Source organism: Serratia sp. NCCP-200 (assembly GCF_059697885.1).
Window position 1 is genome coordinate 90,115 of sequence record NZ_BAAKUJ010000009.1, and the last position, 22,604, is coordinate 112,718.

General features: G+C 55.4%; 21 protein-coding genes and 1 pseudogene. 11 read left to right on the forward strand and 11 right to left on the reverse strand.

Annotation, left to right across the window (positions count from 1 at the left end; genetic code table 11):
• The first annotated feature begins 224 nt into the window (after positions 1-224).
• Together kbl and tdh are read left to right on the forward strand one after the other, a co-directional pair.
• Positions 225-1,421, forward strand: a complete 1,197-nt coding sequence (gene kbl / locus AC6HVW_RS22850; protein WP_186486576.1) for a glycine C-acetyltransferase — start codon at positions 225-227, stop codon at positions 1,419-1,421.
• Positions 1,422-1,430: 9 nt separating this feature from the next.
• Positions 1,431-2,456, forward strand: a complete 1,026-nt coding sequence (tdh, locus tag AC6HVW_RS22855; RefSeq protein WP_021181859.1) for an L-threonine 3-dehydrogenase — start codon at positions 1,431-1,433, stop codon at positions 2,454-2,456.
• A 191-nt stretch (positions 2,457-2,647) separates the two neighbouring features.
• On the opposite strand, the gene AC6HVW_RS22860 is transcribed toward tdh, so the two are convergent.
• From AC6HVW_RS22860 to gpmM, 3 genes are read right to left on the reverse strand one after another with little or no spacing between them, the layout of a single operon-like run.
• Positions 2,648-3,598 carry a divergent polysaccharide deacetylase family protein gene (locus AC6HVW_RS22860; protein WP_071683749.1) on the reverse strand — a complete coding sequence of 317 codons (951 nt, stop codon included), beginning with the start codon at positions 3,596-3,598 and terminating at the stop codon, positions 2,648-2,650.
• Positions 3,599-3,600: 2 nt separating this feature from the next.
• Entirely contained in the window at positions 3,601-4,935 is a 1,335-nt protein-coding gene (gene envC / locus AC6HVW_RS22865) for a murein hydrolase activator EnvC (RefSeq protein WP_039996198.1), read from the reverse strand.
• Positions 4,936-4,944: 9 nt separating this feature from the next.
• Positions 4,945-6,489 (reverse strand): 2,3-bisphosphoglycerate-independent phosphoglycerate mutase, encoded by a 1,545-nt coding sequence (gene gpmM / locus AC6HVW_RS22870; RefSeq protein WP_071683748.1) that lies wholly within the window; start codon positions 6,487-6,489, stop codon positions 4,945-4,947.
• 303 nt (positions 6,490-6,792) lie between these two features.
• Here gpmM and AC6HVW_RS22875 point away from each other — a divergent pair, with 303 nt between their 5' ends.
• The 5 genes from AC6HVW_RS22875 (at position 6,793) to cysE (ending at position 9,995) form a co-directional block, all read left to right on the forward strand.
• Entirely contained in the window at positions 6,793-7,227 is a 435-nt protein-coding gene (locus AC6HVW_RS22875) for a rhodanese-like domain-containing protein (RefSeq protein WP_021807259.1), read from the forward strand.
• A gap of 26 nt (positions 7,228-7,253) precedes the next feature.
• Positions 7,254-7,502 (forward strand): glutaredoxin 3, encoded by a 249-nt coding sequence (grxC, locus tag AC6HVW_RS22880; protein ID WP_024482902.1) that lies wholly within the window; start codon positions 7,254-7,256, stop codon positions 7,500-7,502.
• Positions 7,503-7,585: 83 nt separating this feature from the next.
• On the forward strand, positions 7,586-8,056 hold the full coding sequence (gene secB / locus AC6HVW_RS22885) for a protein-export chaperone SecB (protein ID WP_021181865.1): 471 nt from the start codon (positions 7,586-7,588) through the stop codon (positions 8,054-8,056).
• Positions 8,056-9,075 carry an NAD(P)H-dependent glycerol-3-phosphate dehydrogenase gene (gene gpsA, locus AC6HVW_RS22890; RefSeq protein WP_071683747.1) on the forward strand — a complete coding sequence of 340 codons (1,020 nt, stop codon included), beginning with the start codon at positions 8,056-8,058 and terminating at the stop codon, positions 9,073-9,075. Before secB ends, gpsA begins: the two co-directional genes overlap by 1 nt.
• 98 nt (positions 9,076-9,173) lie before the next feature.
• On the forward strand, positions 9,174-9,995 hold the full coding sequence (gene cysE / locus AC6HVW_RS22895) for a serine O-acetyltransferase (protein WP_021181867.1): 822 nt from the start codon (positions 9,174-9,176) through the stop codon (positions 9,993-9,995).
• A 135-nt stretch (positions 9,996-10,130) separates the two neighbouring features.
• Here cysE and fic read toward each other — a convergent pair whose 3' ends face one another.
• Complete coding sequence (fic, locus tag AC6HVW_RS22900) at positions 10,131-11,231, reverse strand: protein adenylyltransferase Fic (protein ID WP_071683746.1); 1,101 nt, start codon at positions 11,229-11,231, stop codon at positions 10,131-10,133.
• Positions 11,232-11,571: 340 nt separating this feature from the next.
• On the opposite strand from fic, the gene pdxR reads away from it, so the two are divergent.
• Both pdxR and AC6HVW_RS22910 read left to right on the forward strand, forming a co-directional pair.
• Positions 11,572-13,077, forward strand: coding sequence for a MocR-like pyridoxine biosynthesis transcription factor PdxR (gene pdxR / locus AC6HVW_RS22905; protein ID WP_368438837.1), 1,506 nt, complete (start codon positions 11,572-11,574; stop codon positions 13,075-13,077).
• Between the two features lie 99 nt (positions 13,078-13,176).
• Positions 13,177-13,632, forward strand: coding sequence for a GNAT family N-acetyltransferase (locus AC6HVW_RS22910; protein WP_071683744.1), 456 nt, complete (start codon positions 13,177-13,179; stop codon positions 13,630-13,632).
• A gap of 46 nt (positions 13,633-13,678) precedes the next feature.
• On the opposite strand, the gene rhaM is transcribed toward AC6HVW_RS22910, so the two are convergent.
• From rhaM to rhaB, 5 genes are all read right to left on the reverse strand, one after another.
• Positions 13,679-13,993, reverse strand: coding sequence for an L-rhamnose mutarotase (gene rhaM, locus AC6HVW_RS22915; RefSeq protein WP_071683743.1), 315 nt, complete (start codon positions 13,991-13,993; stop codon positions 13,679-13,681).
• Between the two features lie 16 nt (positions 13,994-14,009).
• The gene (gene fucO / locus AC6HVW_RS22920; RefSeq protein WP_071683742.1) at positions 14,010-15,158 is read right to left on the reverse strand and encodes a lactaldehyde reductase; all 1,149 of its coding nucleotides are present in this window, start codon (positions 15,156-15,158) and stop codon (positions 14,010-14,012) included.
• Between the two features lie 67 nt (positions 15,159-15,225).
• Positions 15,226-16,050, reverse strand: a complete 825-nt coding sequence (gene rhaD / locus AC6HVW_RS22925) for a rhamnulose-1-phosphate aldolase (RefSeq protein ID WP_071683741.1) — start codon at positions 16,048-16,050, stop codon at positions 15,226-15,228.
• 10 nt (positions 16,051-16,060) lie between these two features.
• A complete protein-coding gene (locus tag AC6HVW_RS22930) occupies positions 16,061-17,317 on the reverse strand; it encodes an L-rhamnose isomerase (RefSeq protein WP_071683740.1) in 1,257 nt (418 codons plus the stop codon).
• Positions 17,314-18,729, reverse strand: a complete 1,416-nt coding sequence (gene rhaB, locus AC6HVW_RS22935) for a rhamnulokinase (protein WP_254698903.1) — start codon at positions 18,727-18,729, stop codon at positions 17,314-17,316. Before rhaB ends, AC6HVW_RS22930 begins: the two co-directional genes overlap by 4 nt.
• Positions 18,730-19,106: 377 nt before the next feature.
• Here rhaB and rhaS point away from each other — a divergent pair, with 377 nt between their 5' ends.
• Positions 19,107-19,928: an HTH-type transcriptional activator RhaS gene (rhaS, locus tag AC6HVW_RS22940; RefSeq protein WP_071683738.1), complete on the forward strand. Its 822-nt coding sequence runs from the start codon at positions 19,107-19,109 to the stop codon at positions 19,926-19,928.
• An 85-nt stretch (positions 19,929-20,013) separates the two neighbouring features.
• Positions 20,014-20,853 (forward strand): annotated as a pseudogene (gene rhaR / locus AC6HVW_RS22945) (HTH-type transcriptional activator RhaR).
• Between the two features lie 21 nt (positions 20,854-20,874).
• Here the strand turns inward: rhaR and rhaT are convergent.
• Together rhaT and trmL are read right to left on the reverse strand one after the other, a co-directional pair.
• On the reverse strand, positions 20,875-21,909 hold the full coding sequence (gene rhaT, locus AC6HVW_RS22950) for an L-rhamnose/proton symporter RhaT (protein ID WP_166733666.1): 1,035 nt from the start codon (positions 21,907-21,909) through the stop codon (positions 20,875-20,877).
• Between the two features lie 215 nt (positions 21,910-22,124).
• Complete coding sequence (trmL, locus tag AC6HVW_RS22955; protein WP_021807233.1) at positions 22,125-22,598, reverse strand: tRNA (uridine(34)/cytosine(34)/5-carboxymethylaminomethyluridine(34)-2'-O)-methyltransferase TrmL; 474 nt, start codon at positions 22,596-22,598, stop codon at positions 22,125-22,127.
• Positions 22,599-22,604: the final 6 nt, after the last annotated feature.

Genomic DNA, 22,604 nt, shown 5'->3' on the forward strand with positions numbered 1-22,604 from the left:
TTCTTCCCGGTGGTGCACAATGCCCCACCCTATATGCTGCCTATAATAGCATTTCATGCCATTGGGAACATCGGTACGGCTCTTAATATCCCGTGCCGTTACACTATGCGCCGGTTTGCCGTGATATCTGCTGCAATTTTCAGATTCTCTGTGGCGGAATGTCGTCAGTTTGTCGGCAAAGCAGTAAAATATGCCGAAAATGCCCCTATCCTGGAGATGACCGAATGTCTGCGTCTTTTTACCAGCAGCTGGAACAGCAGCTTGCTACCACTCGCGCCGAAGGGCTGTTTAAACAAGAGCGCATAATCACTTCTGCCCAACAGGCCGATATCTCGGTGGCTGATGGTCGCCAGGTGATCAACTTCTGCGCCAATAACTATCTCGGGCTGGCTAACCACCCGGCGCTGATCGCGGCGGCAAAGGCCGGGATGGACAGCCATGGCTTCGGCATGGCGTCGGTGCGTTTTATCTGTGGTACACAGGATAGCCATAAGCAACTGGAACAAAAGTTGGCCGATTTCCTGGGAATGGAAGATGCGATCCTCTACTCCTCTTGTTTTGACGCCAACGGGGGCCTGTTTGAAACACTGCTGGGCTCGGAAGACGCCATTATTTCCGATGCGCTGAACCATGCCTCGATCATCGACGGCGTGCGCCTGTGCAAGGCCAAGCGCTATCGCTATGCCAATAACGACATGAGTGAACTGGCCGAGCAACTGAAGCAGGCCAAGGCGGACGGGGCGCGCCACATCATGATCGCCACCGACGGGGTGTTCTCCATGGACGGCGTGATCGCCAACTTGAAGGGCGTGTGCGATCTGGCGGATCAATACGATGCGCTGGTGATGGTCGATGATTCCCACGCGGTGGGGTTTGTCGGCGCCAACGGGCGTGGGACGCACGAATACTGCGAAGTGATGGACCGTGTCGATATCATCACCGGCACCTTGGGTAAGGCGCTGGGCGGCGCTTCCGGCGGCTATACCGCTGGCAAGAAAGAGGTGGTGGAGTGGCTGCGTCAGCGTTCACGCCCTTATCTGTTCTCCAACTCGCTGGCACCGGCCATTGTGGCAGCCTCGATCAAGGTGTTGGAACTGCTCGAAGACGGGGACGCCCTGCGCGATCGCCTGTGGGCCAATGCCAGCCTGTTCCGCGAAAAAATGACCGCAGCGGGCTTTACGCTTGCCGGGGCCGATCACGCCATCATCCCGGTGATGTTGGGTGAAGCAAAACTGGCGCAGGATTTCGCCAACGCACTGCTTAAGGAAGGCATCTACGTTACTGGTTTCTTCTATCCGGTGGTGCCAAAAGGTCAGGCACGTATCCGCACCCAGATGTCTGCCGATCACTCACCGGAGCAGATTGAACGTGCCGTTGAGGCGTTTATCCGCATCGGTAAGACGCTTGGCGTTATTGCATAAGGTAATTCGATGAAAGCATTAGCAAAACTGAAAGCGGAAGAAGGTATTTGGATGACCGATGTGCCTCAGCCTGAGCTGGGCCACAACGATGTCATGATTAAGATCCGCAAAACCGCTATCTGCGGTACTGATGTGCATATCTATAACTGGGACGAATGGTCGCAGAAAACCATTCCGGTACCGATGGTCGTGGGCCACGAATATGTGGGTGAAGTGGTCGCCATCGGCCAGGAAGTCAAAGGCTTCAGCATCGGCGATCGCGTTTCTGGCGAAGGGCACATCACCTGTGGCCACTGCCGTAACTGCCGCGGTGGCCGTACGCATCTGTGCCGCAACACCACCGGCGTGGGCGTAAACCGCCCAGGTTCGTTTGCCGAATATCTGGTGATCCCGGCGTTTAACGCCTTCAAAATCCCGGACAATATCTCGGACGAGCTGGCCTCGATCTTCGATCCGTTTGGCAACGCCGTGCATACCGCGCTCTCCTTCGACCTGGTTGGGGAAGACGTGCTGGTATCTGGCGCAGGCCCGATCGGCATTATGGCCGCTGCGGTATGTAAACACGTTGGCGCACGCCACGTGGTGATCACCGACGTGAACGAATATCGCCTGGAGCTGGCGCGCAAGATGGGCGTGACCCGTGCGGTAAACGTTAGCAAAGAAAACCTGACGGACGTGATGGCCGAGTTGGGCATGACCGAAGGGTTTGACGTGGGCCTGGAGATGTCCGGTGCGCCACCGGCGTTCCGTTCGTTGCTCAATGCCATGAACCACGGTGGCCGTATTGCGATGCTGGGGATCCCACCTTCAGATATGTCGATTGACTGGACTCAGGTGATCTTCAAGGGGCTGTTTATCAAAGGGATCTACGGCCGCGAAATGTTCGAAACCTGGTACAAGATGGCGGCACTGATCCAATCCGGTCTGGATTTGACGCCGATCATCACCCACCGTTTCTCGATTGATGAGTTCCAGCAGGGCTTTGACGCCATGCGTTCCGGGCAGTCGGGGAAAGTGGTGCTGAGCTGGGATTGATGTGATACCCCTCACCCTAACCCTCTCCCAAAGGGAGAGGGGACCGAACGAGTGTGTTTGAAACCGTCGAGTTCTGTCTTGGGTGAGGGGGCGATCGAGTTGCTGAGATGAACTCTTTACTTCCAAAAGAGTAGGGGCTAGCAGCTCCCTCTCCCTGTGGGAGAGGGTTGGGGTGAGGGGAATATGAGTAGTTACGGCTTGGTTGGTTCTGAACCCATCCAGTGCTGCCAATGGCGTTTGATCACCACCACGACCGGCGACTGCGCCACGCTTTCTGCAATGATGCCCAGCGCATGGCTGGCATTCACGCCTTCCTGCGGCAATTTAACTTTGCACTGCTTGATGCCACCGGTGAACGGATTTTTCGGCTGCGGTTTGTGTGGCTTGGATGGCGGCACATAGCCGCTTCCGCTCTGCTGAGGTTCATTGAGCAGCGAGCTGGGTTTCACCAGCACGATGTCGGAGGGCAGCGTAGCCAGCATCTGTTGCAGCACTTTTACCGTTGCCGGGCGCGGGTGGCCGATAGCGATGGCCGATCCGTTGCGGCGTGCCAGCTCGACGGCACGATTAAACTGGCGGCGGATATCGTCCGGGTTGGCCGTATCGTCAAGGAACACCTTGCGTTTGATCACCTTCACGCCGGTGCCCGCCGCCGCATGCGTGGCCTGACTGTTGCCGATGGTCATGCTGTCGAGAAAATAGAGATGGTAGCTTTCCAGCGCCTGCATGACCTTTTGCATGCCCGGCAGGCTGGAGGTCATGGCGCTGCCCATATGGTTGTTCATACCCACCGCAAAAGGCACGTTATTCACCGCATTACGGATGATACGCTGCACTTCTTCACTGCTCATGGAGGGTTGTAAGGTATCGCGCTCCAGCGGCTGTTTGCTGAGCGGAGCCATGGGCATGTGGATTAGCACTTCACGGCCTTGGCTATGGGCTTTGGTGGCCATCAGATGGGCGTGAGGCGCATTGGGCAGCACGGCAACGGAGATCGCCGTCGGCATTTGCAGTACGGCATTTTCTTCATGTGGGCGATAGCCCACGTCATCGATCACGATAGAGAGCTTGCCTGCCTGCGCTGCGCTAACGCACAGCAGCGCACTCAACAACAGGGCAGTACGCGTTTTGCTATAGTACAAATCTATCTTCCCAACCACGGCTGTGGGTTAACGGCCTGACCCTGGCGACGGATTTCGAAATAGAGCGATGGCGTTCCCTGACCACCGCTGGTACCGACCAGAGCGATAGGCTGACCGGCACGCACCTGCGCCCCGACGCTAACCAAAGCGCTCTGGTTATAGCCATACAGGCTCATATCGCCCTTACCGTGTTCGACTACGACCACCAGGCCATAGCCTTGCAGCCAGTCAGCCAGCAGCACGCGGCCATCGGCAATGGCTTTGACTTCGCTGCCTTCGGCTGCGGAAATCACCATGCCTTTCCAGCGTAACTCACCTTGCAGTTGCTCGCCAAAGCGATGTTCGATGCGGCCACGCACTGGCCATACGGCTTGCCCCGCAGGCTTGCCCAAACCGCCGGTTCGCGCCATCAGTGAACGCTCACCTTCGCTTGGCTTATAGCTGGTGCCGGTTTTCTTCGCCTGCTGCTCTTTGACTTTGACCTGCTCACGCACCTTGGCCGCTTCACGCGCTTCGCGTTCGGCTCGGGCGCGGGCTTCACGTTCGGCACGGGCGATCTGATCGCGCAGACGGCTTTCGTTCTGGCGCAGTTCCACCAGCCGCTGCTGATCTTTTTCCAACGAGGCTTCTAACGCGGTCAGGGTTTTTTTACGGGCGATGCGCGCCTGTTCCAGCTTTTGCTGCTGGGTTTGTTGCTCGCCAAGCAAGGATTTCTGCTGACCCTGTTTGGCCACCAGCGAGCTCTTTTGCTCTGCCAATTGCTTGCGGGTCTGCTTGAGTTGTTCAATCGACTGCTGACGGGCTTCGTTCAGATAGCCGAAATAAGCCAGCATGCGCTCACTGCGCTGGGTTTCCTCACCGCTGAGCACCAATTGCAAGGCGCTGTGTTGCCCCTGGCGGAAGGCGGCATCGAGCTGTTTGGCGAGGATTTCCTGCTGAGTCGACTGCTGTGTTTGTAGCTTGGCGATGGAGGTGTTCAGCCCGGCAATGTCTTTGCCCAGTATGTCGAGCGTACCTTGGGTATCACGCAGCGAACGGCTGGCTTGCGCGATGGTCTTTTCCTGGAGTTTGAGCTGATTTTGCAGCGAACTGCGCTGTTGTTGCTGCTGTTTAACCGCTTTTTCTTTTTCCGCGATGCTCTGCTGAATATCTTTGAGCTGGGATTTGTTATCTTCCGCGGCGTTGCTGGTGAATGGCAACAACAATGCGCCAGCGAAAAACACGCTGGCGCAGAGTGTGGTTAACTTCCGTGGCGCGGAGCGTTCAGGCAGCGGTTGGCTGCCTGAGTTTGCGCTTCGGGTTACCCTTGATAGTGCAAAATTCGCCTTCTCCCTCATGGGGAAGGATTATTCCACGATGAACAGCGGCTTACCAGTCATCTCTTGCGGGATTTCCATTCCCATCAGTGACAGCATGGTTGGAGCGATGTCTGACAGTTTGCCACCTTCCACCGCTTTGGCGGGTTTACCGATGTAGATCAACGGCACTGGCAGGCTGGTATGGGCAGTGTGCGCCTGGCCGGTGGCCGGATCGCGCATTTGCTCGGCGTTACCGTGATCGGCGGTGACCAGCAGTTGGCCGTCAACGGCTTTCACCGCTTCAACTACCTGCGCAATGCAGTTATCCAGGGTTTCTACCGCTTTGACGGCAGCATCATAGACACCGGTGTGGCCAACCATGTCGCCGTTCGGGTAGTTACAGATGATGGCGTCATATTTACCGCTGTGGATGGCTGCCAACAGCTTTTCGGTCAGCTCGGCGGAGCTCATCTCTGGCTGTAAATCGTAGGTGGCCACTTTTGGCGAGTTGATCAGAATACGGTCTTCACCTTTGAACGGTTCTTCGACGCCGCCGTTATAGAAGAAGGTGACGTGGGCGTATTTTTCGGTTTCCGAAATGCGCAGCTGGGTTTTGTCATGCTTCATCAGCCACTCACCGAAGGTGTTTGCCAGCGATGCAGGTGGATAGGCACAGGCGGTTTTGATGTCGGCGGCGTATTCGGTCAGCATGACAAAATCACCAAATTTGACCACTTTGCTACGCGGGAAGCCGTCGAAATCGGCATTGACGAAGGCGCGGGTGATCTGGCGAGCACGGTCGGCACGGAAGTTCATGAAGATTAACGCGTCGCCGTCGTTCATCTCGGCGCTGGCTTCGCCCGCAGCCTGGATCACGGTTGGTTTAACGAATTCGTCGTTTTCGTCACGGGCATAGGCAGCCTGCAGCGCGGCCACGGCGTTGTCGGCGGTGAATTCGCCTTTGGCCTGGGTCATCAGATCGTAGGCCAGCTGTACGCGGTCCCAACGATTATCACGATCCATCGCATAGTAACGGCCGATCACCGTGGCGATACGCCCGGCACCCAGCGTGGCAAATTCGTCACTGAAACGTTTCAGTGTATTTTCAGCACTGCGCGGCGGAGTGTCGCGGCCATCCAGGAAGGCATGCAGGTAAACCGCTTTGGCACCGCGCTGTGCGGCCAGCTTGATCATCGCCAGGATATGATCTTCATGGCTGTGGACGCCACCAGGGGACATCAGGCCCATGATGTGTACCGCTTTGCCTGCCTTCACGGCCTTGTCGACGGCGCTGGTCAGCGTTGCGTTGGTGAAGAAATCACCGTCTTTAATCTCTTTATCCAGACGGGTCAGGTCCTGATACACGATGCGGCCAGCGCCGAGGTTCACGTGACCGACTTCCGAGTTACCCATCTGGCCATCAGGCAGGCCGACATCCAGACCGGAAGCGGCAATCAGGGTATGCGGCTGTTGTTGCCACAGACGGTCCATGACCGGCGTTTTGGCGTTCAGGATCGCGTTGTCCTGTTGCTCTTCCCGGTGGCCGTAACCGTCCAGGATCACCAGTACCATGGGCTTTTTCTTGCTCGACATTGCAGTAACCTCTTTATGATCGTTTTAAGTTGTGAATAGCCATCAGCCCGTGGGCACTGGAATGATGGCTATTCACCCTCTGGAACCCGATGATACTACATTGTGACCGACTAAAAAGAGCCCAAAGAGATCAAAGATGCGGTGAACAGCCTCGACTTTCTCAACGTCATGACGGTAATTTTCCAGTGTACTCCGCAGTTTCTGCATTCCCGTTTGCTTATTGGCTGTATTTGACGCATTCGGCAGGTATACTCTGAAACCTTGACTTATTTTTCCCTTAACTGACGGGAGTTGTTACACCCCATGCTGCAAGAAATTATGCAATTTGTTAGCCGGCACCCCATACTTAGTCTGGCCTGGGTCGGTCTGCTGGCTGCCGTGATCGTCATGACCTTCAAGAGCCGTTTCTCCAAGGTTAAAGAGATCGCCCGCGGTGAAGCTACTCGCTTGATTAATAAAGAAGATGCGGTAGTGGTCGATACCCGTACCCGTGATGATTTCCGCAGAGGCCATATCGCCAACGCGATCAACCTGACGGCGAGCGAGATCAAAACCGGCAGCTTCGGCGAACTGGATAAACACAAGGCCCAGCCGGTCATCGTGGTCTGTGCCAATGGCACCACCTCACGCGAACCCGCAGAAAACCTGAGCAAAGCCGGGTTTGAACAGGTCTATACCCTGAAAGACGGCATTGCCGGCTGGAGTGGGGAAAACCTGCCGTTGGCGCGTGGCAAGTAAATTTTAGTGTGATTGAAGGGGTTTCCATGGCTAACATTGAGATCTACACCAAGGCAACCTGCCCGTTCTGTCATCGCGCCAAGGCGCTGCTGAACAGCAAGGGAGCTGCGTTTAGCGAGATTGCCATCGATGGTGATAACGTCAAGCGCGAAGCAATGATCGCGCGCAGTGGGCGAACCACCGTGCCTCAGATTTTCATCGATGGCCAACATATTGGCGGCTGTGATGATTTACATGCACTTGATGCTCGCGGTGGGCTGGATCCGCTGCTGTAAACCAGCGGCGGTCCCACTGCCAAGATGTGGGTATTGCAACCACTGAGTGTCTCTAAGGATAGTTAACCAAGGGTATTACACACATGTCAGAACAAAACAGCACAGAGATGGCTTTCCAGATCCAACGCATTTACACCAAGGATATCTCATTCGAAGCGCCAAACGCTCCGCAGGTATTCCAGCAAGAATGGCAGCCAGAAGTTAAGCTCGATCTGGACACGGCTTCCAGCCACCTGGCAGACGACGTCTACGAAGTGGTACTGCGCGTCACCGTTACCGCCTCTCTGGGTGAAGAAACCGCATTCCTGTGTGAAGTTCAGCAGGCAGGTATCTTCTCCATCTCCGGTATCGAAGGCACGCAGCTGGCACATTGCCTGGGTGCATACTGCCCGAACATCCTGTTCCCGTATGCGCGTGAGTGCATCACCAGCCTGGTTTCTCGCGGTACCTTCCCGCAGTTGAACCTGGCACCGGTAAACTTTGACGCGCTGTTCATGAGCTATTTGCAACAGCAGGCGGAAGGCGAAAGCGCTGAACCTCATCAGGATGCCTGATGAATACCGTCAATGCTTCAATGACTGTAATCGGTGCCGGCTCGTACGGCACCGCTTTAGCCATTACGCTGGCGCGTAATGGCCACCCGGTAGTGCTGTGGGGGCATAACCCCGAGCAGATCCAGATTCTGCAGCGCGATCGCTGCAATCAGGCGTTCCTTCCCGGCGTCCCTTTCCCCGATACCCTGTTGCTCGAAACCGATCTTGCTCGTGCATTAGCGGCCAGCCGTGATGTGCTGGTGGTGGTGCCTAGCCACGTGTTTGGTGACGTATTGCGTCAGTTGAAACCTCACCTGCGCCCGGATGCCCGCATCGTATGGGCGACCAAAGGTCTGGAAGCGGAAACGGGGCGGCTGTTGCAAGACGTGGCTCGTGAGGCTCTGGGGGATACCATCCCACTGGCGGTCGTTTCAGGGCCAACGTTTGCCAAAGAGCTGGCGGCCGGATTGCCAACGGCGATCGCCCTCGCCGCCACCGACGAGCAGTTTGCTGAAGATTTACAGCAGCTGCTGCACTGTGGCAAAAGCTTCCGCGTTTACAGCAACCCGGATTTCATCGGGGTACAACTGGGCGGCGCGGTGAAAAACGTGATTGCCATCGGCGCCGGTATGTCTGACGGTATCGGTTTTGGTGCCAACGCGCGTACCGCATTGATCACCCGTGGTCTGGCAGAAATGAGCCGTCTCGGTTCGGCATTGGGTGCCGACCCTTCCACCTTTATGGGCATGGCTGGGTTGGGCGATCTGGTGTTAACCTGCACGGATAATCAATCGCGCAACCGTCGTTTCGGTATTATGCTGGGGCAAGGCAAGGGCGTGCAGGAAGCGCAGGATAGCATCGGCCAGGTGGTTGAAGGCTATCGTAATACCAAAGAGGTATTGGCACTGGCGCAGCGCTTTGGCGTGGAAATGCCGATCACCGAACAGATCTATCAGGTGCTGTACTGTAATAAAAATGCCCGCGAGGCAGCGTTGACTCTACTTGGGCGCACCAAGAAAGACGAAAAACACAGTGCCTGACCTTGGCTGCGGTGCAGCAATGTATCGCGTCACGACAATTTGATTAGGTTACCCTGCCGGGATCTGGCGGGGTAGTCTGTTTTGGCAGAGAGGAAGCTATGTCGTCAGAAGAGTTAGAACAGGTCTGGAGCAGCATTAAATCAGAGGCGAGAGCACTGGCAGATTGTGAACCGATGCTGGCTAGCTTTTTCCACGCGACCTTGCTCAAGCATGAAAATCTGGGCAGTGCGCTCAGCTACATTCTGGCGAACAAACTGGCTAATCCGATCATGCCGGCAATCGCCGTGCGTGAGGTGGTGGAAGACGCCTACCGTTCCGACGCACAAATGATCGTCTCAGCGGCCCGCGATATTCTGGCGGTGCGGCTGCGCGACCCCGCAGTAGATAAATATTCAACGCCGTTGCTATACCTGAAAGGTTTCCATGCCTTGCAGGCATACCGTATCGGCCATTGGTTGTGGATGCAGGGCCGTCAGGCATTGGCGATCTACCTGCAAAATCAAATCTCGGTTGCCTTTGGGGTGGATATTCACCCGGCGGCTACCATCGGCTGCGGCATCATGCTCGACCACGCCACCGGCATTGTGATCGGTGAAACCGCCGTGGTGGAGAATAACGTCTCTATCCTGCAGTCGGTAACCCTGGGCGGGACAGGCAAAACCAGCGGCGATCGCCACCCTAAAATCCGCGAAGGCGTGATGATTGGTGCGGGGGCTAAAATCCTCGGCAATATCGAAGTGGGCAAAGGGGCCAAGATCGGTGCCGGTTCCGTGGTGCTGCAACCCGTGCCGCCACATACCACTGCCGCAGGCGTGCCTGCACGTATTGTTGGCCGCCCGGAAAGCGATACGCCATCGATGGATATGGACCAGTACTTCAACGGTGCCAATCACGGGTTTGAGTATGGCGACGGTATCTAACAGCCCTTCTGTATATTTACCCTTTTGGGACCATGACTAGCGCAGGCCTAAAAGGTGTCGCCCAACCCTGAGGTATGTAACACTGTCATGAGTGCCTCATTTGCGGAGCCAAGTTTCGATCCTGGCGCAAAATAATCAGTAGGGTAGTACGGTATTATCATCACGAGTCATCAACTGTATAAGCTTAGGATGCACATACAGCTTTTCGCGACCTACGGTAATTTCATTCAGCACACCAATTTCGCAGAGCTGCTTAAGATATGTAGAAGCAGTTTGACGCTGGGCTATGCCTTGATCGACCAGATTTGATATGCGGCAGTATGGCTGTTCAAAGATTACCTGTATCAGTTCGTAACTATAAATTTTTGGCAACGAGTTACGAATGTACTGGGTACTGACGTCAAGCAACTCCCTAATGGCCGCAATTTTTGCGGTAGTCCATTGCGATGTCTCATTGACAGCATCCAGCATAAACACGATCCATGGCACCCAATCGCCAGAGGCCGTTACGCCACGCAGCAAGCCATAATAATCGGCCTTATGAGTGACGATATAGCGACTTAAGTAGAGGATCGGTAGTGTCAGCAGGTTTTTCTCAATGAGAAAAAGTACATTTAGTATGCGTCCAGTCCTGCCATTGCCGTCTGTGAAAGGGTGAATTGCCTCAAATTGATAATGTGATATAGCCATTTTTACTAAAGGATCAATATCATCATCAGCATGAATAAAGTTTTCCCAATTTTTCAGAAGGCTACGTATCAGCTCTTCACCCACTGGAGGAGTGTAAACAACCTTATGCTCATTGTTTACCAGAGCGGTGCCTGGAATTCTGCGAATATCCATCACCGTATTTTTTAATGTGCTGCAAATGCCCATCGCAGTGGATGTACAAAGTGGGCGCTGTCCCAAGTGCTTAAATCCATCATAAAGCGCTGTACGGTAACGCAGTGCTTCTTTAGTTGCGGGGTCAGCCAGACTATCTTCTTGCGAGAACTGAAAAAGTTTATCCGAAGTGGTCACGATATTTTCAATCTCAGACGAGTCTTTAGCTTCAAGGATCGGGATTAAGTTAATCAGTAACCCTTGGTTAGGTAGCAACTCTCCCGCCTGTTTTAGCTCGGCCAATGCAGCTCGCGCTTTAATGCAAGACTTCAATACTGGCACCGACTCCATTAGTTCATCCATAGGTGGGAGGGGCGGAAGCTGGTTAAACGGTTTTTCAGGATCCCATTGCATAGATTTTCCCCACGTTTTATCGACAGGTTTCAATAATGTGTCGATAAAGGCTCTACATTTCGACACGTTTAGCGCATATGTTGATACCATAAACATGTCATCAATACGTGTCGATAAAAATCGATTATTTCGACACGTTTTGGGTTCATGTCGATACTATGAACATTTCAGCGGTGCATTTTGGGGAGGCAGCGCAGAATTTAGATCGGTGAAAGAGGTTATAAGGATTAAATTTACATAAATAACATGTGGTTATTTATTTTTTAACCTGCCTGCTGGTGGTCGAATTCTGATAGCGTGATACCTTTAGCGTTGTCCTCACTGTGAGTGGAGTTGCCCTTTGAACCGCCTGACCGAAAAGCAGCTCCAGACTCTCTTGCTGCAAAAAAACCTCGCCAAGCAAACAGTCCCCGAAGTTTCATTAACTACGGCGCTGGCTGCTGCTTTCAAGACGATGATCCAGCAGGGTGAGTTCATCACCGGCCAACGTTTACCGGCCAGCCGTGCGTTGGCAGCCTCACTGCAGTTATCTCGAGGGACCATCGAGAACTGTTATACGGCGCTGGAAACCGAGGGATACGTCTGCAGAGAGGTGGGGCGGGGAAGCTTTGTCGCCCAAAGACAGCAACCTTTGCTGGGCCTGACTAGCGAGCACTCAGTTGCACCTTTCGGCGGCCAGGTCACATTGAGCCGGAGATCGTCACAGCATACCAGGCCTGAATCAGGCAACTTGCCCCAGCTGCGGGCATTTAGTCCCGGCATGCCTGAAACCCGAAATTTTCCGATCCATACTTGGCTCAGGCTATATCAGCAAACCGTCAAAGAAGAGGGGCTGTCTATCTCGGCGGGCAGCAACTTGCAGGGCAATATTCACCTGCGGGAGGCGATTTGCGATTTCCTGCTGGCCGAGCGGGGCGTGAAGGCGCAGGCCGATCGAATTCTGATTGTGAGCAGTACGCAGCAATCGCTGTCTTTATGTGCGCAGGTCCTGGCGGATGCTGGCGATAGCGTCTTTATCGAAAATCCGGGGTATACCGGTGCGATTAAGGCCTTGCGGGCGGCCCAGCTAAAGCCTATCCCGATTACCGTGGATGAGCAGGGGATCTGTACCGATGAAATCATTCGCTCTCAAGCTAACGGCAAATTTGTCTATGTCACCCCTTCTAACCAATATCCTACCGGGCGAGCACTTTCGCTGGCCAGGCGGTTGGCATTAATTGAGGCGGCTAAAACACGGGATATGTGGATCATCGAAGATGATTATGACAGCGAGTTTCACTACCAAGGCATTGCGACGGCCTGTTTGCAGGGGTTAGACCCCCATCAGCGCACCATTTATATGGGCACCTTCAGTAAAACCCTGTTCCCGGATCTGCATGTGGCTTATATGGTATTGCCAGAAGCGCTGGTAAAACCCATGACCACCGCGCGGGCGAATACGGACAGCCAGGTTTCGGGGATCGCTCAGCGTACGCTGGCAAAATTCATTATGCAGGGACATTATCGAGAACATGTCCTGACCATGAAGAAAATATATTCATCCCGTGCGGCGCTGTTTATTAACGAGATCAACAAGCACTGCGGCTTAAAGGTGAAGGTTATAGTGCCTAACTGCGGCTTGCAAATACTCTGCCTGGTGGAAAGTAAACAGCTGGAGCAAGCTGTTGCCCATCGTGCTTCTGAGTATAATTTAACCCTGAGAAGCGTTTCCGAGTTTTGTACAGCAGATATTCCCTTATCTGGCTGGCTGCTGGGTTTCGCGGCGCTGGACCCTATTGAGATAGCCTATAACGTCGAACAGTTTTCCCAGTTGCTAACGCGCTGTTTAAACGAGATCGATAATTAGCCGCTGAAATGGTCCGGTATCTATAGCGGATTGGTCCATTAACCCCGCCCTATGGCATCGCCTATACTTGCGCCACTTTGAACATGCAGGGGTAGGACTATGTTGATGACTAAAAATGGCGTTACCATCAGGGAAATAATCGCTTCAGATAGAGCGGGTTGGGAACATCTATGGCAGCAGTATCTGCACTTTTATCGTGCCGATGTCAGCGCCGAAATCACCGAAAAAACCTTTATCCGCCTGTGCCAAAAACAGGATTTGGTCGGCCTGGTCGCCGTTAACGATCAGGGGCAGCTCCTCGGCTTTATGCATTTGGTTTATCACGCCTCGACGTGGAGCGATAAAAACTATTGTTATATTGAAGATCTGTTCGTTGATAAAAGCGCGCGGGGAAAAAACGTGGCGGAGAGCTTATTTAATGAAGCCTATCAACAGGCGGAAGTGAGAGAGTCAAGCCGCGTTTACTGGATGACCCAGGAGTTCAATTCTTCAGCCCGTTCGCTGTACGATAAAATTGGCCAAAGAACCTCATTTATTATTTATAGTAAAAAATAGTACGGCGTTAAAAATAAGGCGACGGAGTTTAACCGTCGCCTGTTGATTATTCTAAATAAAACACTTCACGCAGCGGTGAGCTGACCGGGCTATGATCGGGATTACTCGGCATCACGTCGCCCATATGCTGCCACCAGCGCTGACAGACGGCGGTGTTGGCCACTGCATCCCAACGTTCCTCTGACTCAATCTCCACATAGCCAAACAATAGGTTGCGTGCTTCGTCCAGGAAGATGGAATAGTGGTGTGCACCGTGTTCCTTCAGCACCTGCTCCAGCTCTGGCCAGATCGGACTGTGGCGCCGCTGGTATTCGGCATGCGCATCCGGGTTTACCTGCATCACAAAAGCTTTACGGATCATAGGGTTTCCTTAAGGGTCACAGCGCAGCTAAATACAACGCACGAACCTGTTCGCGATCTGCCGTGCGTGGGTTGCAAGGGGCACATGGGTCAGCCAGCGCTTTATCCAACCAGCCTTCGATATCGGCTTCCTTGATACCCAGGGCCGAGAAACCTGCCGGGATACCCACGCGCAGCGAAAGCGCGCGAATGGCGGTAATTGCCTGATGGCTAGCCTGTTCTTCGTTCATGCCTTGCGTGTCTGCCCTCATTACCTGCGCAATACGGGCAAAGCGAGCTACGGCATTCGGGCGGTTAAACTCTTCGATTACCGGCAGCAGGATGGCATTGCAGACGCCGTGCGGCAGATTGTGGGTCGCACCTGGCTGGTGGGCTAATGCGTGCACCAGGCCAAGCCCGGCGCTGTTGAACGCCATCCCCGCCAGGTATTGCCCATAGGCCATCATTTCCCGCGCTTGCAGGTTTTTGCCGTCATCCACGGCGGCAGGTAGCCAGGTGCTAATCAGGCGGATGGCTTCCAGCGCCGAGTGATCGGTCAGCGGGTGGGCACCCACGGAAACATAGGCTTCCACCGCGTGAGTCAGCGCGTCCATACCGGTGGCGGCAGTTACGCTGGCGGGAATATCCAACATCACCTGCGGGTCGTCCACGGCGATGTCAGGGATGATGTTGGTGTCGATGATCACTTCTTTGACGTGGCGCAGGCTGTCGATGATCACCGCGTTGCTGGTCATCTCGGCTGCGGTGCCCGCAGTGGTATTGATGGCCACCAAGGCTACGCCCGGATGTTTGACTTTGCCAACGCCAGAATAGGCGGTAGAGGGGCCAGGGTTGCCGGTCAGGATTTTGATCGCCTTGGCGGTATCGATTGGGCTGCCGCCACCGAAGGCAATCAGATAGTCGCACTGCTGCTGTTTGAACGCTTGCCAGCCCTGTTGCACCAGTTCTTCGGTAGGGTTGGGAAACACTTCATTGAACATGGCATAAGGTAGAGCATGCTGCTGCATGGCGTTAAATAGGCCTTCCAGCAGGCCGAGCTCAACCAGTTGACCGTCGGTGACGATCAGTGCCTTACCCCATTGCTTCTGTGCCAGCAGCTTGACCATATCTTCAATGGCGCCGCAGCCGTGCAAACTGATTTTCGGTAATGCCAGCATGAAACTCATGATATTGCTCCTGAAATGAGAAACCGTTGTGATGCGCCCGCCGTAGCGGACGCAGGGCACCGATGTCTCAATCCTTGAGCGCGGCGGCCAGTGGCGTTACGCCGAAACGCTTGGCCAGCGCTGTCAGTTGGCTACCTGAAATGGTTTGCTTCTTGCCACCCATCGACAGCACTTTCACCATGATCTCGGCCGATTTTTCTGCGGTGTCGATCAGGCCGAAAGCGTCGTCCAACGTTGGGCCTGAGCCGAAAATGCCGTGGAATGGCCATAGTACCAGGCTGTGTTCCTGCATCTGTTCGGCGGTCTGGGTGCCAATGCCGTCGGTCCCTGGCACCATCCAGGGCACGATGCCGATGCCGTCTGGGAACACCACCAGGCACTCGGTGCTGCCTTCCCACAACAGGCGGGTGAAGCTGGCGTTGTCCAGTTCCTGCACAAAGCTCAGAGCGATCAGGTTGGTGGCATGGCAGTGCATGATGACGCGATCACGGCCAGAGGTGACGTTCATACGCACGATGTGCGACTGGAAGTGAGCCGCCAGTTCCGAGGTCGGAAAACCTCCCTGCGAAAGCCCCCAGTGGATGTGGTAGGCGGTGCCGTTGTGGTTCAGTTGCAACAGCACCAGATTCTCTTGCGGTGCCAACTGCACGTTGCGGAAGAACTTGCCTGAACCGGTGACTAGGAACCAGCAGTTGGCCAGCTCGGTTGCCGGTTGCGTCAGCTCTACGCAGCGCGGCTCGGCCACGAAGTCGCTACGGAAAGGCTCAACATCTTCCGCCGAAAGCCGCAGGCTGACGTTGCCGCCGTTGCGCTCATCCCAGCCTTTGAGCCACATGTCGCTGGTGGCTTTGATCATGCCCTGGACGAACCAGGAAGAAACTATCTGTTGCATTGCGCTACCCTTAACGTTGGCTGAGGATCTGTTGTTCGTAATTGCGTACGTTGTTGAGCCAGCTGGCATCGGCCGGGACATCGTTACGCTGGCAGTAGGTTTCCCATACGGCTTGCCATGGCAGGCATTTCTGTTCTTCCAGCAGGGCCAGGCGGGCAGTGTAATCGCCGTTTTCTTCGATCTTGCGCAGCATCTCGGTTGGCTCCAGCAGCGCACGCAGCAGGGCTTTCTTCATGTTGCGGGTGCCGATCACCCAGGCGGCGATGCGGTTGATGGAGGCGTCGAAGAAGTCCAGGCCGATGTGTACGCGGTTGAACAGGTTGTTGCGCACGATCTCACCGGCAATCGCCTGCGTTTCGTCGTCCAGCAGCACCACGTGGTCACTGTCCCAGCGTACCGGGCGGCTAACGTGCAGCAGCAGGCGCGGTACATACAGCATGGCGCTGGAGATCTTGTCGGAGATCACTTCGGTTGGGTGGAAGTGGCCTGCATCCAGACAGAGTGCGGTCTGGCGGCTGGTGGCATAACCGAGATAAAACTCATTGGAACCCACGGTGTAGCTCTCTGCGCCAATCCCGAACAGCTTGCTTTCCACCGCGTCGATATGGTGTGCCGGGTCGAGTTTTTCGCTAATCACTTCGTCCAGCGCGCTTAATAGACGCTGGCGCGGTGCCAGGCGATCGATCGGCGTATCTTTCATACCGTCCGGGATCCAGATGTTCATCACCGAAGGCGTACCGAGCTGTTCGCCAAAATAGGCCGACACGCGGCGGCTGGCCTGGCAATGTTCAATCCAGAACTGACGGATTTCCGGGTTGGCGTGTGACAGCGTAAAACCGTCGGCGCTCAGCGGGTGCGAGAAGCATGACGGGTTGAAATCCAGCCCCAACTGGTGCTGTTTGGCCCACTCCACCCAGTTTTTAAAATGGCGTGGTTCAATTTTGTTACGGGCGACTGGCGTATCAGACTCCAGATAGATCGCGTGCAGGTTCAGGCGTTTTGGGCCAGGGATCAGCGCCAGTGCCTGCTCCAGATCGGCCCGCAGCTCTTTGGCGTTGCGTGCTTTGCCCGGGTAGTTGCCGGTGGCCTGAATGCCGCCGGTCAGGGAGCCTTCCGGATTTTCGAACCCGGCCACGTCATCTCCTTGCCAGCAGTGCATTGACACTGGCAGGCTCTCCATAGCGCTGATAGCGGCTTCAACGTCCACGCCAACGGCAGCAAAGCGCTGTTTTGCCAGTTCCCAAGCTTGATCGATCGAGCTTTTCATATGCAAAGTTCCTTAGGTAATTGACTCAACGACTGAAATTGCGACCAGTGGGCGGCAAAGTCTGGATTGTCGCGAGGGGTAAAGTGTTGTAGTGGGAAGTTCTGTGCCACGATGCGGCGGAATTGCCCAATGTCGCTGACGGCGTCCAAGGCCATCAACTGGCAGCCGACGTTGCCCAGGGTTGAGGCTTCGATAGGCCCGGCGCTGATGGCCAGCCCGCAGGCATCGGCACACAGCTGATTAAGAAAATGGTTTTGGCTACCGCCGCCGACGATATGCAGATGGCTGAGCGGGCGGCCGTGCATCGTCGCCAACTCCTGCGCGACCTGGCGGTAGAGCATGGCGAGGCTGTCGAAGATGCAGCGCACCAATTCGGCTGCGGTTTCCGGCACCGGCATCCCGCGCTCGCGGCAGCTGTCCTGAATGGTTTGGCACATGTTGATCGGGTTGATAAAGCGATCGTCATTGGGATTAACCAATGAACGGCAGGCTGGCTGTTGGGCCGCCTGAGCGATTAGGGCTGGCAGATCGCTGATGTTCAATTCCCGAGTGGCGCGTTGCAGCAGCCACAGGCCCATGATGTTTTTCAGCACCCGATAGCCCGTTGCGCCGCCCTCATTGGTGATATTGGCCGCCAATGACGCCGGATTAACCACCGGGATTGGGCTTTCAATGCCCATCAGCGACCAGGTGCCGGAGCTGAGGTAGGCGGCATTGGCATCTTGCAATGGCGTAGCAAGAACTGCGCTGGCGGTGTCGTGCGTTGCCACGGCAATCACCGGGATCTGCTGGCCGCTGGGGCTGGTCCAATAGCCTACGCGGTTGCCCGGAGGCGTCGGTTTGCCAAACCAGCTGGCAGGTACCCCGGCCCAGGCCAACAGCTCCTCATCCCATTGATCGCTTTCAATATTCAGGAGCTGGGTGGTGCTGGCATTGGTGTATTCCCAGTTCAGCTTCCCCGTCAGGCGAAAGTGCAGGTAATCCGGGATCAGCAGCAGGTGAGCCACGCGATCTACCAGCTCGGGCCGCTGTTCACGCAGAGCACGCAGCTGGTACAGCGTATTGAAAGGCAGGAATTGAATGCCGGTGCGTTGATAAATATTGCTGCGGCCCAAATCCTGCTGGGCTGTTGCCATCAGCCCCTGAGTGCGGGCATCACGGTAGGAAACGGCCTGGCCGACCCGCTCACCTTGCGCATCCAGCAGGACAAAATCCACGCCCCAGGTATCTATGCCGATGCTATCAAGGCGAATGCCTTCTGCATCAAGCTGCGCCAGCGCCTGACGGATGTTGCCTTCTAGCGCATCCAGATCCCAGCAGTCTTGCCCTGCCCGGTGCTGCAAACGGTTGGTGAAGCGGCTGACTTCACGCAGCTGGAGTTGCTGCTGTTGCGGTTGATAGCTCGCCAGCATCACTCGTCCACTGGAGGCTCCAAGGTCGATGGCGACAGTATTGCGAATAGTCATGAGAGAAAGCCCGTGATTGCTTGATGCGAGCAGTGTAGGAAGTTGCCGTTGCCCGGGCCTTCTCGCCACTGCCAACGCCAGAGGGGGATTGGCAAAATGGCAAAGGTAAAGGTGAAGTAGCTCACAGTTTGCGACTCGGGCCGATTTTTGCCCGGTTGTGACCTTGTACGCATTTCTCAACATTGCTACGGCTTTCTTAAAAAACGCGCAGCTTTAGCGCGCTTTTCGGTCAAAACCTTAAGGTTTGTTGCCGGGTGCTTCTCTTACTATCGATTACCGACGTTGCGCGGTAATCCCGCCGCGCCAAAGCTCCGGGGGGCAAGATGAACCTATTGCACAGTAGTGATTTTTTCCCTTCCTGCAGCGCACCCGTGGTGATCGAACCCCGCGAGCCGCAGCAGGCTTTTCCAGAACATCATCATGATTTTTACGAAATTGTGATTGTCGAACAGGGGGCGGGGGTGCATGTGTTTAATGGCAACCCCTATACCCTTAACAACGGTTGCGTCTGTTTTGTGCGCGATCACGATCGCCACCTGTTTGAACAGACCGACGGCCTGATCCTGACCAATATTCTGTTCCGGGCGCCGGACGCCTTCCGCTTCGTTTCAGGCGTGGAGCAGTTCCTGCCGCGCGAGGCCGATGGCGTATACCCGGCCCATTGGCGCATCAGCCAGCAGGTGTTGCAACAGATCAAGGGGTTGATTGCGCAGCTCGCGGCGGCACCTGCAGGTGAGCGGCCAGAAGAGATAGCGCTGCATGAAAGCGTCTTTATGCAGCTGTTGGTGCAGCTGTGGCAGGGCTGTCTGGCCCGGCAGGGGGACGATCAGGAGGGGCGTTTGCATCAGCTGTTGGACTGGCTACAGGGCCACTATGCTGAATCGATCGAATGGTCCGAGCTGGCCGATCGCTTTGCCATTCCGCTGCGTACACTGCATCGGCAGCTGAAACAGCACACTAACATGACGCCACAGCGCTACCTGACCCACCTGCGTTTGCTACAGGCGCGCCATATGCTGTGCCACAGCGATAGCAGCATCACCGATATCGCTTTTCGCTGCGGTTTCGGCGACAGCAACCATTTTTCGACCCTGTTCAAGCGTGAGTTTACCTGCCCACCCCGTGCGTTACGTGGCATGCGCTAGCGGCGTGAAAATCACGACTGCGTCAATTTTCCTCGCCGTGGGTTCGGCAATAATGCCCAGTCGTGCCAAATAGGAAGGGTGTGAGATGAGGGAGACATTACTGTTAGAGAGCCGCGATTATCTGCCCTCTGTACAGATGCCGGTGGCCGTGGCGGAGCGCTATCCCCAGATGGGGTTTGCCACGCATACTCACCAGTTTTGCGAGATTGTGATCGTTTGGCGTGGCAATGGCCTACACGTGCTGAACGATCGCCCTTACCGGATCACCTGCGGGGATATTTTTTATATCCGTGCCAGCGATTGCCACAGCTACGAGTCGGTACACGATCTGGTGCTGGATAACGTCATCTATTGCCCGGAGCGTCTGCGGTTGAATGCCCAGTGGGAAAGCCTGCTGCCGCCGTTTGATACCTCCAGCGAGCGTTACTGGCGGCTCTCTACCCAAGGTATGGCGCAGGCCCGGCCGATTATCGCCCAGCTTTCGCAGGAGAGCCGTAAAACCGATTCGTTATCGATCCAGTTGACGGAGGCTTTGTTGCTGCAATTGGCGATCGTGCTCAAACGCTATCGCTATGCGGTGGATTGCGTGCATATGTTGCCGGACGGAGAACAGTTGGATTTGTTGATGGCGGCGCTGCAGAGCGGCATCGACGGTGACTTTGATCTGCCGGCATTTTGCCAGCAGCATCAGTTGACCGAGCGGGCGCTGAAGCTGCTGTTCCGCCAGCAAACCGGCATGACCATCAACCACTATCTGCGTCAGATCCGTTTATGCCAGGCCAAGCGTCTGCTACGCCGCAGCGAATACCGCATCAGCGATATTGCCGCCTGATGCGGCTTTGAAGACAGTAACTATTTTTCCGTGGTGTTCACGCGCGAGGCAGGAATGACCCCGCGCGAATATCGCCAACGGTTTATCGCCTAGGTGATCGTGATAGTTCAGCTTTCAAGACGCCATGCCCAGGCCAACGATGTTGGCAGCCAGGATGATCACCAGGCAACCGAGACACAGTACCGCCACCGGCTTTCTAGTCCCGCATTTCCACTCTTTCAGCAGTAGGCCGACTATACCGCCGCACAGTACGTAGAAGCTCATGTGCAACATCCAGCTCATGTAGTCGTATTGTGCCGGGATCTTGGCGTGGCCCCAGGCGTAGAAGAAGAATTGCAGATACCACATCAGACCGCCCAGCATTGAGAGCAGCACGTTAGCGACCAGTAGTTTTTTCGGCAGCGAGAAGTCTGCTTTCACCGAGATATTTTTCAAGGTTGCCAGACGGATGAAGCAGTAACCCAGGTTGATCAACGCACCGCCGCCCATAATCACAACATAGCTTGGCAGGGCAACATATAACGGATCGATGCCCAGTGCACCGGCTGCTTCATGCATCGGTTTGGCCGCGTCCATGGCAAATGACATGCCGGCGGAGAAAATGCCGCACATCACCGCCAGCGTCAGCCCTTTCTTGAGGTTGAACTCTTCAGCACGAATGCCCATAGCCCGTTCTTTCAGCAGGCCCGCGTAGCTGACGATCACCACGCCGATCAGCGCAACAAACACGCCCATAAGCGACATGCGACCACCGGCGGTGCCGAACAGAAGTTCGAAGCGGCCCTGCAACAGTGGCGTCATCAATGTGCCAATGATCAACGTGATGCCGATGGCGATACCAATCCCCATCGACATCCCGAGATAGCGCATAGTCAGGCCATAGTTGATATTACCGATCCCCCACATGGCGCCAAACAGGAACACCGGCAGCAGGGTGGCGGCGCTGAACGAACCGTAATACTGCCAAAAATCGGGCAGCAGCATATAGCTGATAGCCCAAGGCAGGATCAGCCAGGAAACGAAACCACCGATCGACCACATGGTTTCCCAAGACCAGTTTTTGACCTGTTTGAATGGCGCGTAGAAGCAGGCCGCGCTGGCCGCCCCGACCAGGTGCCAGAGTATCCCTAGCAGAATGGCGTTGTTCATCTTGTTATCCTTGTTGTTGTTGGCGTGGTGACGTAGAGCGCAGAGACCACGGATGAACAGGGAGTCTAAAGAGACACTAGGGAAGGAACCTTCGGTTGGCTGCCGGTTGCCGGGAGAGCATGGCAAAATTCAGCGGGTGCGGGTGTTGACGATCACAAATTTGGCAGGGCGGCGATCGGGCGATGTCTGGCTGGCAGGCGATCGCCCAATAGGGATTACTCTTTAAGCAGTGCGCCCGCATAACCCAGTTGGCGCCAGGCTTCGTAAACCACCACCGAGACGGCATTGGACAGATTCATGCTGCGGCTTTGGGCCTGCATGGGAATACGGATCTTCTGCTGTGCGGGCAAGGCATCCAGAATGCTGGCGGGCAGGCCACGGGTTTCCGGGCCAAACAGCAGATAATCGCCAGCCTGATAGCTGACGGCGCTATGTGCTGGTGTGCCTTTGGTGGTAAGGGCAAACAGCCGCTGTGGATTTTCGCTGGCGAGGAAGGCGGCATAGTCGGCATGGCGCTTGATGCAGGCAAATTCGTGATAATCCAACCCGGCACGGCGCAGGCGTTTGTCGTCCCAAGGGAAGCCCATTGGTTCGATCAGATGCAGTTGGAAACCGGTGTTGGCGCACAGGCGAATGATGTTGCCGGTGTTCGGCGGAATTTCAGGTTCAAATAAAACGATATTCAGCATGTAAAA